Below are 16266 nucleotides of genomic sequence, written 5' to 3' on the forward strand. Positions count from 1 at the left end.
GGGGGTGATCACCGATCTGCCGTTCGAGAACGTGTACCGGCACGGGTTCGCGCGCGTCGCCGCGTGCACGATCCCCGTCGCGGTCGCCGACCCCGCCACGAACGCCGACGCCGTGCTCCAATCGGCGCGCGCCTGCGACGCCGAGGGGGTCGCCGTCGCGGTCTTCCCCGAGCTGTGCCTGACCGGCTATGCGATCGACGACCTCGTCATGCAGGATCCCCTGCTCGACGCCGTCGAGACCGCCCTCGAGCGCCTGCTCCTGGCATCCGCAGACCTCCTTCCGGTGCTGCTGGTGGGCGCGCCGCTGCGCCAGGGCAACCGCCTGTTCAATTGCGCGGTCGTGATCCACCGGGGCCGGGTGCTCGGCGTCGCCCCGAAGGCGTACCTGCCCACGTACCGCGAGTTCTACGAGCACCGCTGGTACGCCCGCGGCGACGACCAGGCCGGGCAGCACATCCGCGTCGCGGGCCAGACGGTGCCGTTCGGACCCGACCTTCTGTTCGATGCGGTCGACGTGCCCGGTCTGACCCTGCACGCCGAGGTGTGCGAAGACGTCTGGGTTCCGATCCCGCCGTCATCGGGGGCGGCACTGGCCGGGGCCACGGTGCTTGCGAACCTCTCGGGCAGCCCCATCACGATCGGGCGCGCCGACGACCGCAACCTGCTCTCGCAATCGCAGTCGATGCGGTGCCTCGCCGTCTACGCCTACGCGGCCGCGGGCCAGGGCGAGTCGACCAACGACGTCTCTTGGGACGGCCAGACCATGATCTACGAGAGCGGCCAGCTGCTCGACACGACCGAGCGCTTCCCCGACGGGCCGCGGCGCAGCGTCGCCGACGTCGATCTCGACCGGCTCCGTCAGGATCGCCTGCGCCAGGGCACGTTCGACGACAACCGCCGCACCACGGCCCCCGCATTCCGCACGGTGCCGTTCGAGCTCGCACCACCGGCGACCGATCTCGGTCTGCGCCGTGCCGTCGACCGCTTCCCGTTCGTCCCCGACGACCCCGCTCGCCTCGCGCAGGACTGCTACGAGGCCTTCAACATCCAGGTGTCGGGGCTCGTCCAGCGCCTGCAGGCCATCGGCAACCCGCGGCCGGTGCTCGGGGTGAGCGGCGGACTCGACTCCACGCACGCCCTTCTCGTCATCGCGCGCGCCATGGACCGGATGGGGCGTCCGCGTAGCGACATCCTCACCTACACGCTCCCCGGCTTCGCGACGAGCGAGAAGACCAAGCGCAACGCGATCGCCCTGGCGGAGGCCGTCGGCGCCTCGATCGAAGAGATCGACATCCGTCCCGCGGCGACCGAGATGCTCTCGCGCATGGGACACCCCTTCGCCGCGGGACGACCCGTGCACGACGTCACCTTCGAGAACGTGCAGGCGGGGCTGCGCACCGACTACCTCTTCCGTCTCGCGAACCAGAACGACGGGATCGTCGTCGGCACCGGCGACCTGTCCGAGATCGCGCTCGGGTGGTCCACCTACGGCGTGGGCGATCAGATGAGCCACTACTCGGTGAACCCCGGGGTGCCGAAGACCCTCATCCAGCACCTCATCCGCTGGGTGATCTCCTCGGGAGAGCTCAGCGACGACACGGTCCAGGTGCTGCAGGCCGTGCTCGACACCGAGATCAGCCCCGAGCTGGTGCCCGCGGGGCAGGACGGCCGCATGCAGTCCACCGAGGACCGCATCGGCCCCTACAACCTGCACGATTTCACGCTGTACCACGTCCTGCGCTTCGGGTTCCGGCCGTCGAAGATCGCCTTCCTCGCGGCGCACGCCTGGAATGATCCGGATGCCGGCGCCTGGCCGCCCGGCTACCCCGAAGAAGAGCGCCCGGCGTACGACCTCGTCACCGTGGCGAGATGGCTCGAGGTGTTCCTGAAGCGCTTCTTCGGGTTCGCGCAGTTCAAGCGCACCGCGATCCCGAACGGGCCGAAGGTGTCGCCCGCCGGTTCGCTCTCTCCGCGCGGAGACTGGCGCGCCCCCTCCGACGGCAACGCTCGCGCGTGGCTCGCCGACCTGCACGCGGCGGTGCCGCAGGCCTTCCGCGGCGACTGAGCCACGGCATCCGCTCGGGGCACGCCCCGGCCCTGGCGACGCGGACTACCAGCCCATCGAACCGGGGACGCCCTTGAACGGCCCCGCGAGGTCGCTCGTGACCCAGCCGCCGTAGAACCCGCCGGGCTGCGGTTTCACCGTCTCGCCGCCGAGAACGACGCGGTCCATGGGGCCCGCGTAGACGGCCACGCGGTCCTCGAGCAGCTCGTACCCCGGCATGGGGTGCGGGTAGTTCCAGGCGGCGCGCGGCGCAACCGCTCCCCCTCCCCCGTGCACGTCGAAGTACCGGGCGCCGCCTTTGAACTCGCAGAACGAGGCGCCTTCTCCGAGGGTGAGGGCATCGCCGAACGCGGCGATCGGCACGTAGTACACGGGCGGATGACTGGTCTCGAGCACCCGGACGACGTCGTCGGTGTCGGCGATGCGCACGCCGCCGAAGTCGATCTGCACGCGCTTGCGGACGCGCTCCAGCCGCGGGGGCCGAGGGTAGTCCCACACGGATTCCTGACCGGGGCGGACGGGGTCGGGTACGGGGCGCGGCATGCGCCCACGCTACGCCGCGATCTGGACACTCGGGCGATTCCCCGGATACCGGCTCAGGAAGCGCACAGGTTTTCGGTAGCCTGGAAGTCGAGGGGGAACAGTGAGCGAACACAGGACGACGCCGGTCGGGCGGCGCTATCGCGTCTACCAGATCGTCGGCATCGTGCTGGCCGTGCTCTTCCTCGCCCTGGGCGTCGCCGCCTACCTCGCCGGCGGAGGGCCCGTCATCGCCGCCATCGCCGTCATCGGAGGTCTCGCCGTGCTCATCGTCTCGATCATCACGATGGTGCGCTCGTGAGCGCTCCCGAGACCCCGGGCGGCCCCGACGGGAAGAAGAAGTACCCCGCGGGCACCGTCGTCATCTGGATCGCCGGCGCCGGCATCGGCCTGTGGCTCCTCGTCAGCGGGCTGATCGGCATCCTCTCCGGAGGCAGCTGAACCCGCGCGTCGTGGGAATGCCCTCCGACGACGATCGTTGACCTCCCTGTCACCGATTTCGACAGGAAGGGCATCATGACGCGTATCGGACGCAGCGACCTCGACATCCTCCCCCTCTCACTGGGCGGCAACGTCTTCGGCTGGACCGCCGACCGAGACACCTCGTTCGCGGTGCTCGACTCCTTCCATGCCGGGGGTGGCAATTTCATCGACACCGCCGATGCCTACAGCGCCTGGGTGCCCGGCAACTCGGGCGGCGAGAGTGAGACCCTCATCGGCGAGTGGCTCGCCTCCCGCAAGCCCGAGAACGTCGTGGTGGCCACCAAGGTCAGCCAGCACCCCGAGTTCCGCGGACTGGGCGCGAAGAACATCCGCGCCGCGGCGGAAGCCTCGCTGAAGCGCCTCGGAATCGACACCATCGACCTCTACTACGCCCACTTCGATGACGCCGAGACGCCCCTCGAAGAGACCGTCGCCGGCTTCGCCGACCTCGTCAGCGACGGGCTCGTGCGCTACGTGGCGGTGTCGAACTACACCGCGGCGCGCATCGGCGAATGGATCTCGCTCGCCGAGGCCTCCGGAGCAGATCTCCCGGTCGCCGTCCAGCCGCACTACAACCTCGTGCACCGCACCGATGTCGAGAGCGAGATCGTGCCCGTGGCCGAGCGGTACGGCATGTCGCTCGTTCCGTACTACGCGCTCGCGAGCGGATTCCTCACCGGCAAGTACCGTTCGTCGGATGCCACCGGCACCTCGCCCCGGGCGGAAGGCGCCGCGAAGCTGGCCACTCCGGCCGGACTGGCGCTGATCGACGCGCTCAAAGAGGTCGGCGATGCGCACGGCGCCTCCATCGCCACCACCGCCCTGGCCTGGCTGCGGGCCCAGCCGAGCGTTGCCGCTCCCATCGCGAGCGCCTCGAAGGTGGAGCAGGTCGCCGATCTCCTCGCCAGCGCCTCTCTCGAGCTGACGGCCGACGAGATCGCGCACCTCTCGGCCGTGTCCGAGCCCGCCCAGGGCTGAGCAGGGCGCGGGGCGGGATGCGCGGGCACAGCCCGCGCCTTCGCCCCCTCGGCCGAGGAACGCCCGCCGTACCGGGATCCGCGCGCAGCGTGTTCCCCCCTACGGCGGGCGTTCCTCGCGGTGGGACTCGCTACGCCGACACCCGCCGTGGGCGAGAATGAGGACGTGAAGCTCCTCGTCGCCGCCCATGCGTCCGAACTCACCGCCTTCGAGGCGGAGATCCCCGGTTTCGATCGTCTGCTCACCGGGGTGGGCAAGATCCCCGCGGCCTACGCGCTGACGCGTGCGCTCTGCGAGGGCGACTACGACGAGATCGTCGTCGTCGGCACGGCGGGAGCGATCGATGACGACGTCGAGGGCGGCATCTACGACATCGCGGCTGCAATCCAGCACGACGTGAAGGGCCTGGACGGCACCTTCGGAGAGCATGTGTCGCTGCCCTCCCGTGTCGAGACCGGGTCCGAGGGCGTCGTCATCGCGACCGGCGACCACTTCGTCGACGATGCGGAGGCCGTGCGCCTCATTCGCGGTCTCGGTGCCCGCCTGGTCGACATGGAGTCGTACGCGCTCATCTGGGTCGCCCGCCAGTTCGGCGTGCCCATCCGCATCCTGCGCGCCGTGTCGGATCGCGCGCAGGACGGCGCCACCGAGCTGTGGGACGACGTCGTGGAGCGGTGCAGCCACGAGCTGCGCGCGGAGATCCGCGCCCGCTACGGCGTCTGATTCCGCCCCGGGGATCGCACGCGCCTAGGGCGTCTGCGACCCCGACCGCGCCCGCCCCGCGAGATCGGTGACGCCGACGACGAGCGCGAGCGCGAGGAAGATGCCCACCGTGATCATCCCCGACGCGTAGGCGTCGTGGTACAGCACCGCCGCGTCATCGACGCTCCCCTGCTCGCGGTAGACCGTCGCGTAGAACAGGGCGAGGGCGATCGCCGTGCCGACGGCCGTGCCGATGCGCTGGCCCAGTTGACCCACGGATCCCGCGACGCCGCCGCTCTTGACCGGGATGTCGGCGAGGGTGAGCGTCTGGTTGGGCGAGATGACGAGACCGCCGGCGAAGCCACCGAAGGTCATCACCGCCGCCATCGCCCAGGGTGTCCATCCGGGCGGCGTGAAGAGCGCGACGAGCACGAGCCCGCCCGCCGTGGCCACCATGCCCACGATTCCCCAGACCACGAGCGGACGCCCCAGGCGAGTGACGAGGTTGCCGCCGATCCACGAACTCCACGCGGATGCCACGGCGAAACCGATCGTGACCATACCGGCGAACACGGGCTCCAGGCCCAGGCCTCCCTGGAGGAAGAGCGTTCCCAGGAGGAACATGGCGGGGATCGCGGAGAAGTAGGCGGTCGAGATGAGCACACCGTTGCGGTACGACGAGAGCGAGAAGATCGCGAAGGGTATGAGCGGCATCCGTCCCCGCTCCCCGTATCGACGTTCCCAGAACACGAACCCCGCGGCGAAGATCACGGACGCCACCAGGAACCACCAGCGGTGCGGGTTGTCGTCCGGGCTCCCCGTGGTGAACAGGAACGGCCACATCAACGACAGGATCGTCAACGCGAAGAGCACGACGCCGACCGGATCGAGATCGAGCTTGCGGTGGGACCTGGTTCGGGTGTCGGGCAGCAGCCACGCCGCCAGCGCGATGACGATCGCCACGAGCGGGACGTTGATCCAGAAGATGAGCCGCCAGCCGTCGGTGTCTCCGCCCAGGGCGATGAGCAGACCGCCCAGTGTGGGGCCGAAGGCCGTCGCGATGCCGATCGTCGCACCGAACAGACCGAAGGCGCGGCCGCGCTCCTTGCCCTGGAACAGCTGCTGCACGAGACCGAGAACCTGAGGCATCTGGATGCCGGCCGCAACTCCCTGCAGCAAGCGGGCGACGAGGAGCACGGTCGTGTTCGGCGCGAGGGCGCACGCGAGGCTCGTGACCAGGAACAGCGAGAGGCCGACGAGGAAGAGCATGCGCCGCGACCGGAGGTCTCCCAGGCGCCCGGCCGGGACCAGCACCAGACCGAAGGTGAGGATGTAGCCCGACACCACGAGCTGCAGCTCGGTGGGGCCGGCGTTCAGCGCCGCTTCGATGGACGGGAGCGCGACGTTGACCTTCGTGAGGTCGAGGATCGTGAGCGCGGCGACAGCGACCGCCACCCAGTAGGCGCGCCACCGGTGCTTCTGCGACAGCACGATGTCACGTGTGGGGGGATGGGCGGAATCCGTGGACGTGGAGGGAGGAGTCATCGCTGCCGACGGTACTCCGGGTCTCGGACACCGCCTCCGGGCTTGCGCCGCGGGGCGCCGCGGCTCCCGCGACCGAACGCGTCAGTCGACGTCTCTGCGGGCGAAGACCGCCCGCAGCACGAGGAACACGATGAATGCGACGACCGCGACGGCGATCAAGCGGAAGACGAACGCGATGAGCGAGAACAGGATGTTCACGAGCACCCAGGCGATGATCACGGCGACGACGACGCCGAGGATGGTCCACAGGGTGCTCTTGCGCATGAGCCCAGCCTAGAGCGGGAGCCTGTCGAATGGCCCGGCGGGGCGCCGTGCCCCGCGATCCCGCACCACCCGAGCGGACGCGGGTTCGAGTCCCGATCTCGGCGTCAGCCGATCAGCGCCGGGGCGTCCTGCCGGATCACGCTCGGCCCACGCGGCGTGGCCGCGACATGGAGCTGCGCGGGGAGCTGGTCTTTCATCGCCGCAACATGGCTGATCACCCCGACGGTCCGGCCGCCCTGCCGCAACTCGTCGAGGGTGCGCATGGCGAGATCGAGCGTGTCGTCGTCGAGCGAGCCGAAGCCTTCGTCGATGAAGAGCGTGTCGAGTCGGATGCCGCCCGCTCGCGCCGTCACGACCTCGGCGAGGCCGAGGGCCAGGGCCAGGGAGGTGAGGAACGTCTCGCCACCCGACAGCGATTGCGGGGGTCGGCTCTGGCCCGTGAATGCGTCGACCACCTCGAGTCCCAGTCCGCTCGCCGCACCGCGGGCTGCCAGCGCGTCGCTGTGCTGCAGACGGTAGCGACCGGATGACATGTGATCGAGGCGGAGATTGGCAGCGGCGACGATCTCTTCGAGCTCGGCGGCGAGCACGAAGGTCTCGAGGGTCATGCGACGTGTGTTCGGCGCACGCCCGGCGACGGTATCGGCAAGTCGAGCGATCACGGCGTGCTCGTCGGAAAGCGCCGCCACAGCCGCGTGCGCGTCGTCGGCGCGCTGGGCGAGCCCTCTCAGCCGCTCCGCAAGAGCTCGAGCGGACGCGTGCGCAGCGGTGGTGCGCTGGACGACCTCACGGGCCCGGGCGACGGCCTCGGCGTACGGAGCGGGGTCGACGGGCTCATCGGGGGCATCGACCAGAAGGAGCTCGAGCTCGAGCAGCCGCTGGCGAATCGAGGCACTCGCCGCATCGTGTTCGGCGATGGCGGTATCGAGGCGACGGCGATCGGCTGCCGGCCGGAGCGCCCGGACCACGGCGTCGACGTCGGCGAAGGAGCTCTCTCTCACGCGCGACGCGACGGTGTCCGCCGCCTCGAGCTCGTGCGCGGTCGCCGCCTCGACCGCGTCTCTTGCCGCGACCAATTCGCGCACCGCATCTCGCCGGGAACGCAGATCGCGCTGGCGCGCGATCACGCTGTCGAAGTCTCCCCGCGCGGCGGCCACCTCGCTACGAAGACCCGTCACCCTCTGCTCGGCCAGAGCGAGATCCTGTTGCGTGCTCGCGAGCCTGCTCGCGAGAGCGTCGATACGCGAGGCGACCGCCGCATCCAGGTCGGCCACGCGCGCCCGTTCCGCCTGGAGGCTCTCGCGCTCGGCGACCTCGGCCGAGGCCGCCGCGAGCGCCTCATCGGTCTGAGCGAACCTCTCCTCGAGGGCTTCGACGCTTTCTCCGCCCGCGAGGGCTGCGGCGAGAGCGTGAGCGTCACGCGCGACGCGAGCCGCGTCGGAGGCGAGGCGGTCCTGCTCGACCGCCGCGTTCTTGCGGTCTTCTGCTGCGGTGATCTCGTCATCGGTCACGGGCTCTTCGTCGCCGCGAGCGGGAGCGGGGTGCTCCCGTGCACCGCACACGGCGCACGGCTCTCCGTCGACGAGGTCATGGGCCAGCTCGACGGCCGCGCCTTGGAGTCGGCGACGCAGGAGGCTGGTCCACGAGTCGACGGCGCGCTGTACCTCGTCGGCGCGCACCAGAGATGCGAGGTCGGCCTGATCGCGTTCGTCTTGCAGCTGCGCCGCCCGGCGCGCGGCCTGCACGCGGCGAACCAGCTCGTCACGCGCGCTCGTCGCGGTGGTCTTGCGGGTCTCGGCGCCGGCGAGCTGCTCGAGGCGCTCGTCGAGAGCACGCAGGGTCTCGGGAACCTCGGCTCGGCCCTCGACGAGGGCATCGCGATCGGCGGCGGTCCGGGCGACCAGGGTCGTGAGCCGATCGAGCTCCGCCTCGAGGACGTCGAGCTCGGCTTCGGCGCTCAGAGCGGACTGTCCCCGCGCGAGCAGCGCGGTGAGCTCGTCGTCGCGGGCGACGAGTACGGCCCGATCGAGGGCGGCTCCGCCGGAAGGGACGGGGCCTGCCGTCGTGTCCGTCGAGGGTTCGACGGCGGCGTCCGCGCTACGCGGTTCCGCGAGCCGTCCCGCCTTCTCTTTCGCCGTGTCGGCGGCGTCCCCGGCGGAGACGAGCGCCTTCCGTGCGATCTCGGCCGCATCGATCGCGGCCCGCATCGTCTCGGCTTCGGCCGCGCAGCGCGACTCCTCGCGCGCGGCGGTGATGCGCGACTCGTCCGCCTCGAGAACCGCCAGACGGTCCCGCAGTCGCGATCGGTCCTGCTGGCGTTCGTGGAGCGTGGCCGCTTCCCGCTGAGCGGCCAAGGCTCGATCGAGTCGCGCATCGCTGTCGTCGCGCTCTCGCGCGGCGGTCTCGACGCGATAGTCGGCGCGTTCCACGGCTCGAACGACGCGGACGAGCCGTTCGCTCACGCTGACGGGTGCACCTGCCGGGGTCTCGGCGATCTCGGCGGCGACGAGGTCGTCTTCGGGCTCGAGTTCACCGGCAAGACGCTCCGCCTCGTCGAGGAGCGTCGCCACCTCGACGCCCTCGGCAGCGAGACGTTGCGCCGCGCTCTTGCGACGCTCTTCGAGGTTCGCCGCGTACTGCTCGAAGGAGCGCGTGCCGAAGAGCGTTCGCAGCAGGCTCAGGCGCTCGTCGTTCTTGGCGAGCAGGAATCGGGCGAACCGGTTCTGCGCCAGCAGGATGACCTGCAGGAACTGCTGCTGGGTCAGGCCCAGGATCTCGTCGAGGCGCGCGGCGACGTCGACGGGCCGTGCGGCCACTCCGGTCCAGCCCTCGGGGGCGAGGATCTCGAGGAGGGCGCGGTGCGGTTCTTTCGTCGTCCCCCCACCGCGCCGTTTCGGACGTTCGAACTCGGGCGAGCGGGTGATGCGCCACCGCTCCCCCTCCGCACTGAACTCGAGCGTGACGCGCGTGGGGTCGTCGGGTTCGCAATGGTCGCTGCGCAACCGGCGGTCGGCGCCGTCGTATCGCGGCACGCCTCCGTAGAGGGCGTAGCAGACACCGTCGAGCACGCTCGATTTGCCGGCGCCCGTGCGCCCCGTGATGAGGAAGATGCCGTCTGGCGTGAACGCGTCGAAGTCGACCGTCTGCGCCTCGAGGAACGGACCGAACCCTTCGAGGACGAGGCTGTGGAGCTTCATGCGTTCGCCTCCGCGACGGACCGCGCGTCGAGCACGTCGCGGATGAGCGCACGTTCGGCTTCGGACGCCCCCTCTCCTTCACGGACGTGAGCGAGGAACGTCTCGACGATCTCCGCGTCGTCGCGTGCGGCGCGCACACGTCGCGCGTACCCGGCGCCGTCGTCGGCTTGCGTCTCGGCGGGCAGATGGACCACCGTCGCGCACCAGGGGAAGCGCGACTGCAGTCGCCGCATCGGATCGGGCTGAGGCGTGGAATCGGTGTACTCGGCGCGCACCCAGTGCTCGTCGTGGCCTGCGAAGCTCTCGTCGGTGAGCAGCTCGTCGAGGCGGGCGCGAAGCGTCACGAGCGGACGGGGCACCGGCAGATCGAGCCAGGTCACGTCGGCCAGCCCCTCGGCGTCGAGGTCGACGAGCCACGAACCACGGGGTTTTCCTGCCTCGCCGAAGCTGTAGTGCACCGGGGCGCCGGCATAACGGACGCGATCGGACAACTGCTGACGACCGTGGATGTGGCCGAGGGCGACGTAGTCGGGCCCGTCGAACGCGGGGAGCGGGACGACGTCGAGGCCGCCCTGTCGGATCTCTCGTTCGACTCCCGGGGTGGCATCGACCCCCGCGGCGAAGCAGTGCGCCGCGACCACCGAGCGCCCGCCGCGTTCGCCGAGGTCGGCGCGGACGAGGTCGAGTGCGTGCTGCATCGTCTGCGCCTGGCTGCGCAGCTCGACGCCGTCCCAGAGATGGCGCACGATGGCGGGCTCGAGGTACGGGATGCCGTAGATGTGAACGGGACCGTGCTCGTCGTCGACGGTCACCGGGGTGCCGACGGAACGCGGATCGGTGACGACCGTGATCTCCTTCCGAAGGAGAGCGGACTGGAAACCGAGGCGGGCGGCGGAATCGTGGTTGCCGCTCGTGACGACGACCCGTGCGCCGGCATCGGCGAGCGCCGCCAAGGTGGAAGAGAGGACCGGGTAGCAGGCCGCGGAGGGGGCGGCGGAGTCGAAGACATCGCCCGCGACGATCACCACGTCGACCGCGTGCTCGCGGACCTGCGTGACGAGGGCTTCGAGGACGCTGCCCAGTGCGTCGAGCGTCGAGTGCCCGTGGAAGGAGCGCCCGATGTGCCAGTCGGAGGTGTGCAGGATCCGCATGCAGACACGGTACGTCGCCCCTCCGACATCGGCTCGCAGCAAACGCCCGACCACTCTCCCCGCAGACGCGAAAACGCCTCACCGCCGGGTGTTCCCGGGGTGAGGCGCTACCGCTGGATCAGGAGCCGGCGACCTCGGCGGCCAGGGCCCGGATACGGTCGTCGCCCAGGTCGAGACCGATGTCGAGGAAGCGCTGGCGCAGCACGTCGGCGATCCGCTCCTCGCTCTTGTCTCCGACGTCGGCACGCGTCTGCACGACGACGCCCTGGATACGGGCGGTGTCGTCGGTCGCATGCATGTCCATCGCCGGTTCCGACTGCTCATCGGGGTGCGAGAGCTTGCGGTCCTGGTGGACAGCGCCGCCCACCGAGTCCGCCGCGTCGGCGCCGCCGTCGGGGCCGCTGCTGGGCTGGGGCGCCCGGGTGTCATCCGACATGTCAGTCCTCCGTGCTCAGATCGGGGTCGATGCCCTGGCTGGCGGCATCCCCCTCGATGGGGTCCGAGGGCTCCGCGTCGTTCAGTCGCGGCGAGCCCTTCGCGTGCTCGTTCTGTTCTGCGGTCTCGCCGTCTGCGACGGCGCCGCTCTCCCAGCCACCGGCGGGGTCGGCGTCGATGACGCCCTCGGGCAGGTCGCGGTCGTCTGTCATGACTTCCCCTTTCTCCGGATACAGCTTCGTCTCACCGGCATCCGACCGGGCAGGGGTTGACGACCGCGCACGGGCTGCGTAGGCGCCGGATTCAGCCCGCGGGGCGCTGGTGCAGCAGGCCCGCGCGCTCGGGGTGCGACTCGAACCACTCCCCCACGTACCAGCAGACGGGCAGGATCTCACGGTCGCCCGCCGCCTCGATCGCATCGACCGCCCGCTCCGTGATCACGGCCGCGTACCCGTGGCCGCGGAAGGTGGGGATGGTGAACGCGCGCGTGAGAGCGACGGTGCGTCCGTCGTCGCGGTAGTCGAGCACGGAGACGAGGTCGTCCCCGTTGTGCAGGGTGTAGCGGGACGCGGTCTTGTCGTCGGCGAAAAGCAGATCGGCCATGGTCGAGAGGCTACGCCGATGACGACCCCCTGGCTCCGTTAGCGCAGATTGCACGGTCCGAGGCCTCTGGAAGCCATCCGATCTGAGCAGGATGCTCCATACTCGAACACCTCGTGCGATTTGACGAAGTCCGACGTCCTGCGTCATAATCCCCCCATGACTCTCAACGCGCGTTCTCTGTCCGCCCGGGAGGCGAACAGGACTGCCGGCATGATGATGCCCGGCCGCGTTGCGATGTGTTGTCGAATGTGCCGCTAACAGCGACCCTCGCCCGGATCACCTCGGTTTCTGAACACCGACGTCATCCCCCGGTCTCCTGACGTCCGCGTCGATCACGCGCACTCCGGTCACCGCGCTCCGGCCCCTCGGCCTCTACCTCCCGTCGAACCCCGCTGTGTCTGACGCCCGGGTTCACACTCTCAAGGACTTTCTCCTCATGTCGATCTCCGCTGTTCTCGACCGCCCCGCCGCCATCCGCCCCCTCGCCGCCCGCGCCGCAACCCCGGCCGCGGCCAGCCCGGCAGCACCCGCCCCGCGCCCCGCCGCTCCCGCGACGACCGCCCCGCGCGGATTCGCTCTGTACGTCGGCATCGACGAGGCGAAGGCCGCCGCCGCGGGCGTCAGCCTCGGAACCCTCGTCGAGGCCCTGCGTCGCACTCTCGGCGAGCTGGCCCCCGCCGCCGAGACCTACGCCACGGTCGCCCTCGCCCCCGTCGGCTCGGGCGGCCGCGATGTCGACGTCGTGCGCCTCGCGCTGCACGAGCCGTCCGCTGTCGCCCGCACGAAGGACGAGCCCGCCGAGGAGGATCGCGCGCCCGGCGGCGTCGTGGTCGACATCTCGCGCAAGCGCGTGCTCATCGACGGCGAGTCTGCCGCCTTCACGTTCAAGGAGTTCGAGCTGCTGCAGTACCTCGTGCTCCGCGAGGGCCGCACGATCGAGCGCACCGAGCTCGTGGCCTCGCTGTGGGAGGGCTCGACCGACGACGACGCCCCGGGCGAGCGCACCATCGACGTGCACGTGCGGCGTCTGCGCGCCAAGCTCGGCGTGTACGAGGACATCGTGCGCACCGTGCGCGGCGTCGGGTACCGCTTCGACCGTCACGCCGACGTGTCGATCCGCTACGGCCACGGAACGCCTTCGCCCGACCGCTTCTGAGCGACGGCCCGACCGGTCGCCCGGATGCCGCGATGTCGGTGGGGCGACGTAGGGTGACGGCATGAGATCGACCGGGGTGCGCACGCGGCACGCGTCGCGCGAGCTCGGCGGCCCGGTCGAGAAGCCGATCGAGTCGGAGTACCGGCCGGCAGTACCCACGGATGTGGGTCGTGCGGTCCTCGCACAGCGTCACGGACGAAACGACCCCACTTTCGCCGCATCGCTTCCCCTCTCGGCAGGAGGCATCGTCTGGAGGGCCAGCCGCACCCCGATGGGAGTCGCGACCGTCGCCCTGCGACAGACGGCGAACGGCACCGTTCGCGCCGCCGCGTGGGGAGCGGGATCCGAGTGGGCCCTCGACCAGCTGCCCGCCCTGTGCGGCCGCGACGACGATCCCGACGGGTTCGACGCGTCGCGGCATCCGTCCGTCTCCGAGTGGCATCGCCGGCACCCCGATCTGCGCATCGGCCGGACCGATCTCGTCTTCGACGCGCTCGTCAGCGCGATCATGGAGCAGAAGGTCACGAGCCTGCAGGCCTTCTCCGCCTGGCGGAGCATCGTCACCTGGTACGGCGAGCGCGCCCCCGGGCCGACCCCGCGCCCCATGTTCGCCCCGCCCGACATCGACGGCTGGCGACTCGTCCCCTCGTGGGCGTGGCATCGCGCCGGTCTCGAGCCGCCGCAGTCCCGCACCATCGTCGAGACGTCGCGTCGAGGCGCCTCGATCGTGCGCGCGGCGAGCGCGGCCTCCGACGGCGAGGCCCGCGACCGCGTCTTCATCAGCCTGCGCGGGGTGGGCATCTGGACGAGTGCCGAGACGCGCATCCGCGCTTTCGGCGATCCGGATGCCGTGAGCGTCGGCGACTACCATCTCGCGCACCAGGTGGGTTTCGCCCTCACGGGGCATCGCACCGACGACGACGGCATGCTCGAGTTGCTCGAACCCTTCGCGGGGCACCGTCAGCGCGTCATCCGTCTCATCTACGCCGGATCGGCGCTCGAGCCGCGCCGCGGCCCGCGCCTTCATCCCGAAGACCACCGCGACCGTTGAGGTCGTCGTCCACCGCGCCGGTGACTCTGGTCGATCGCCTCAGGATCGCGTCTGCATGGGCACCGTCGGCGAGGGCGACGAAGCCCTCCCCTAGGCTGGGGCGCATGATGCAGACAGGAACGGGCTGGCCGCGCGGACGCACCTATTGGGTGCTCGGGAGTCTGCTGCTGCTCGGTCTGGGCGTGCTGTTCGGCCTGGTCTGGCAGAACATCTGGCTCGGCATGGTCATCGCCGCCGCGGTGTCGGTCGGGTGGCTGATCGCCTACGAATCGAGTCGCGGCCGCAATGTCGGCGTGAACGACGAAGACAACGGCATCCAGCTCTGAGGTCTCACCGGTAGGACACCGCCGGCGGATACGGTCCTCGATGGGGAGTCCCGAAGACGTCGTCGAGCGTCGGCGAGGTCCTCGGGCCGCTCGAGGCCTGCTTCTCGACCGGCGGGAAGACGACCCTACACGCGCCCGTCCGAGACGTAGAGCTTGCACGTCGCGTCGTAGTAGTCCCGCGTCACGCCCTCGGCGCCCATACCGATGCGCTCGGCCACGCCGCCGGAGGCGGTGTTCGCCGGGTTGGTCACGCGATGACCCGATCGATCCCGTGCCGATGAGCCAGGGAGAGCACCGCGCCTGCCGACTCGGTCGCGTACCCGTGTCGCCACGCATCGGGATGGAGGTGCCAGCCGATCTCGATCTCCTCGTCGCGACCGCCCGCGACGGTCTTCGACCACGGAATGCGCTTCAGCAGCACCGAGCCGACCCGCTCACCGCCGGCGGTCTCGACGGCCCGCACGCCGAGGATCCCCTCGCCGAGCCCTTGCCAGCGGTCGAGCAGGCCGTCGACCTCGACCGGATCCGCCATGACCCGACCGTTGCCGAGGTACTGCCGCACCTCGGGCCGGCGGTACATGTCGAAGAGGAAGGCTCGATCGTCGTCGGAGCGCGTCCACTCCCGCAGGACCAGGCGCTCGGTGGCGAGGTGCGTGCGCCGCATGGGCACGTGCGGGATCCCGTCCTCGGCGAAGGGCGCTCCCGAGACGACGAAACCGAACCTCCCGTACCAGGATGCGAGGTGGGCCTGGGCATCGAGCAGGATCGGGATGCCGGGGGCCTCGGCATCCAGGAGTTCGATCGCCGCGCGCATGAGGTCGGCGGCGATGCCGCGGCCTCGAGCTTCGGGAGCGGTGGCGACGCGTCCGATGCGTGTATTGGCGGGCTCGCGGAGCACGCGGAGCGTGGCGAGGACGTCGTCGCCGTCCGCCGCCCAGAACAGCTCCGCACCGGGCTCGATGTCGCGCCCGTCGATCTCGGGGTACGCGGCCTCCTGCTCGACGACGAACACAGCCACACGCATCCACAGGATGCGGTAGAGCGTCAGCGGGGCCATGTCGGCGACGGGCGAACGGTGCACGGTGACGGGCATCCCTCGACCGTACAACGCCGGCGCGGCGCTCGATCCCGGCCCGCGCCTAGTCCCCTGGCGCCCCGAAGCGTCGCGAGGCCGCGATCTGCTCGGCCGCGCGCCGCAGGGCGAGGATGAGTGGCTCGACGAGCGCCGTTCCCAGCACGACATAACGCACGGCATCCTCGAGCGAGGTGTCGGGAGTTGCAGCCAATTCGGCCTCGGCGAGGGCAGACAAGTGCTCGAGGTAGGCATCCATGACGGACGGCGGCACCGTGAAGCCCGCTCGCTCGAGAGCGGAGAGCGCGTGGGCGACGGCCGCGACCTGGTCGGGGAAACACGCTTGCGGCGATCCCCCCATCCGCGTCAGCAGCGCGTTCGCCTCGCGCAGGTCCATGCCCTCCGGAAAGGCCGGCGTGACTGCGGCGTTGGCGGCGCCGAGCAGGTCGTAGGGGTTCTCGGGCGGGTCTTCGAGAACGGCGACGACCCTGCGCACCCCCGCGATGCCGACTCCTGCATCGACCAGGGCGCGGATGACCCCGAGACGCCGGAGGTGCGCCTCGCCGTACGACGCCTGCGTCGGCGACGACCGTTCCCCCTCGGGCAGGACCTTCTCGCGGAGGTAGTACTTGATCGTGGCGACGGGCACTCCGCTGCGTTCCGCCAGTTCCGAGATCCGCATGCACCCCCCTCTTGAC

General features: G+C 70.6%; 19 protein-coding genes. 8 read left to right on the forward strand and 11 right to left on the reverse strand.

The genetic code is table 11. The features are described 5' to 3' along the window. The first annotated feature begins 4 nt into the window (after positions 1–4). Positions 5–2065 (forward strand): NAD(+) synthase, encoded by a 2061-nt coding sequence (locus OVA17_RS02925; RefSeq protein WP_267788069.1) that lies wholly within the window; start codon positions 5–7, stop codon positions 2063–2065. A gap of 45 nt (positions 2066–2110) precedes the next feature. Here the strand turns inward: OVA17_RS02925 and OVA17_RS02930 are convergent, their stop codons facing one another. Continuing rightward, complete coding sequence (locus OVA17_RS02930; protein ID WP_267788071.1) at positions 2111–2608, reverse strand: DUF427 domain-containing protein; 498 nt, start codon at positions 2606–2608, stop codon at positions 2111–2113. A 100-nt stretch (positions 2609–2708) separates the two neighbouring features. Between OVA17_RS02930 and OVA17_RS02935 the strand changes: the two genes are divergently transcribed. The 4 genes from OVA17_RS02935 to OVA17_RS02950 all read left to right on the forward strand — a co-directional run bounded on the left by OVA17_RS02935 (position 2709) and on the right by OVA17_RS02950 (position 4789). Then, positions 2709–2906: a hypothetical protein gene (locus OVA17_RS02935; RefSeq protein WP_210073075.1), complete on the forward strand. Its 198-nt coding sequence runs from the start codon at positions 2709–2711 to the stop codon at positions 2904–2906. Then, on the forward strand, positions 2903–3046 hold the full coding sequence (locus OVA17_RS02940) for a hypothetical protein (protein WP_210073073.1): 144 nt from the start codon (positions 2903–2905) through the stop codon (positions 3044–3046). Before OVA17_RS02935 ends, OVA17_RS02940 begins: the two co-directional genes overlap by 4 nt. 75 nt (positions 3047–3121) lie before the next feature. Continuing rightward, the gene (locus tag OVA17_RS02945; RefSeq protein ID WP_267788075.1) at positions 3122–4066 is read left to right on the forward strand and encodes an aldo/keto reductase; all 945 of its coding nucleotides are present in this window, start codon (positions 3122–3124) and stop codon (positions 4064–4066) included. 165 nt (positions 4067–4231) lie between these two features. Then, complete coding sequence (locus OVA17_RS02950) at positions 4232–4789, forward strand: nucleosidase (protein ID WP_210073069.1); 558 nt, start codon at positions 4232–4234, stop codon at positions 4787–4789. 24 nt (positions 4790–4813) lie between these two features. On the opposite strand, the gene OVA17_RS02955 is transcribed toward OVA17_RS02950, so the two are convergent. The 7 genes from OVA17_RS02955 to OVA17_RS02985 all read right to left on the reverse strand — a co-directional run bounded on the left by OVA17_RS02955 (position 4814) and on the right by OVA17_RS02985 (position 11963). Then, complete coding sequence (locus tag OVA17_RS02955) at positions 4814–6313, reverse strand: MFS transporter (RefSeq protein WP_267788077.1); 1500 nt, start codon at positions 6311–6313, stop codon at positions 4814–4816. Positions 6314–6394: 81 nt separating this feature from the next. After that, on the reverse strand, positions 6395–6577 hold the full coding sequence (locus OVA17_RS02960; RefSeq protein WP_210073067.1) for a hypothetical protein: 183 nt from the start codon (positions 6575–6577) through the stop codon (positions 6395–6397). A 104-nt stretch (positions 6578–6681) separates the two neighbouring features. After that, on the reverse strand, positions 6682–9774 hold the full coding sequence (locus OVA17_RS02965; protein ID WP_267788079.1) for an AAA family ATPase: 3093 nt from the start codon (positions 9772–9774) through the stop codon (positions 6682–6684). Next, the gene (locus OVA17_RS02970; RefSeq protein WP_267788082.1) at positions 9771–10925 is read right to left on the reverse strand and encodes an exonuclease SbcCD subunit D; all 1155 of its coding nucleotides are present in this window, start codon (positions 10923–10925) and stop codon (positions 9771–9773) included. The genes OVA17_RS02965 and OVA17_RS02970 overlap by 4 nt, the downstream gene beginning before the upstream one ends. Before the next feature lie 118 nt (positions 10926–11043). Further along, positions 11044–11361 (reverse strand): hypothetical protein, encoded by a 318-nt coding sequence (locus OVA17_RS02975; RefSeq protein ID WP_210073061.1) that lies wholly within the window; start codon positions 11359–11361, stop codon positions 11044–11046. Position 11362: 1 nt separating this feature from the next. Next, complete coding sequence (locus OVA17_RS02980; RefSeq protein WP_103205833.1) at positions 11363–11572, reverse strand: hypothetical protein; 210 nt, start codon at positions 11570–11572, stop codon at positions 11363–11365. Between the two features lie 91 nt (positions 11573–11663). Beyond that, positions 11664–11963, reverse strand: coding sequence for a GNAT family N-acetyltransferase (locus OVA17_RS02985; RefSeq protein ID WP_116239305.1), 300 nt, complete (start codon positions 11961–11963; stop codon positions 11664–11666). A 436-nt stretch (positions 11964–12399) separates the two neighbouring features. On the opposite strand from OVA17_RS02985, the gene OVA17_RS02990 reads away from it, so the two are divergent. The 3 genes from OVA17_RS02990 to OVA17_RS03000 all read left to right on the forward strand — a co-directional run bounded on the left by OVA17_RS02990 (position 12400) and on the right by OVA17_RS03000 (position 14496). After that, entirely contained in the window at positions 12400–13119 is a 720-nt protein-coding gene (locus OVA17_RS02990; RefSeq protein WP_267788087.1) for a winged helix-turn-helix domain-containing protein, read from the forward strand. 61 nt (positions 13120–13180) lie between these two features. Then, a complete protein-coding gene (locus OVA17_RS02995) occupies positions 13181–14170 on the forward strand; it encodes a DNA-3-methyladenine glycosylase family protein (protein ID WP_267788089.1) in 990 nt (329 codons plus the stop codon). Between the two features lie 104 nt (positions 14171–14274). Beyond that, positions 14275–14496 carry a hypothetical protein gene (locus tag OVA17_RS03000; protein ID WP_267788090.1) on the forward strand — a complete coding sequence of 74 codons (222 nt, stop codon included), beginning with the start codon at positions 14275–14277 and terminating at the stop codon, positions 14494–14496. A 125-nt stretch (positions 14497–14621) separates the two neighbouring features. Here OVA17_RS03000 and OVA17_RS03005 read toward each other — a convergent pair whose 3' ends face one another. The 3 genes from OVA17_RS03005 to OVA17_RS03020 are packed head-to-tail and all read right to left on the reverse strand — an operon-like array spanning position 14622 to position 16250. Continuing rightward, the gene (locus tag OVA17_RS03005) at positions 14622–14747 is read right to left on the reverse strand and encodes a hypothetical protein (RefSeq protein ID WP_267788091.1); all 126 of its coding nucleotides are present in this window, start codon (positions 14745–14747) and stop codon (positions 14622–14624) included. After that, positions 14744–15589 carry a GNAT family N-acetyltransferase gene (locus tag OVA17_RS16375; RefSeq protein ID WP_324289909.1) on the reverse strand — a complete coding sequence of 282 codons (846 nt, stop codon included), beginning with the start codon at positions 15587–15589 and terminating at the stop codon, positions 14744–14746. The genes OVA17_RS03005 and OVA17_RS16375 overlap by 4 nt, the downstream gene beginning before the upstream one ends. A 46-nt stretch (positions 15590–15635) precedes the next feature. Continuing rightward, positions 15636–16250, reverse strand: coding sequence for a MerR family transcriptional regulator (locus tag OVA17_RS03020; protein ID WP_267788092.1), 615 nt, complete (start codon positions 16248–16250; stop codon positions 15636–15638). Positions 16251–16266 lie beyond the last annotated feature (16 nt).

Origin of the sequence: Microbacterium sp. SL75 (assembly GCF_026625865.1) — a bacterium.
Classification (GTDB): domain Bacteria; phylum Actinomycetota; class Actinomycetes; order Actinomycetales; family Microbacteriaceae; genus Microbacterium.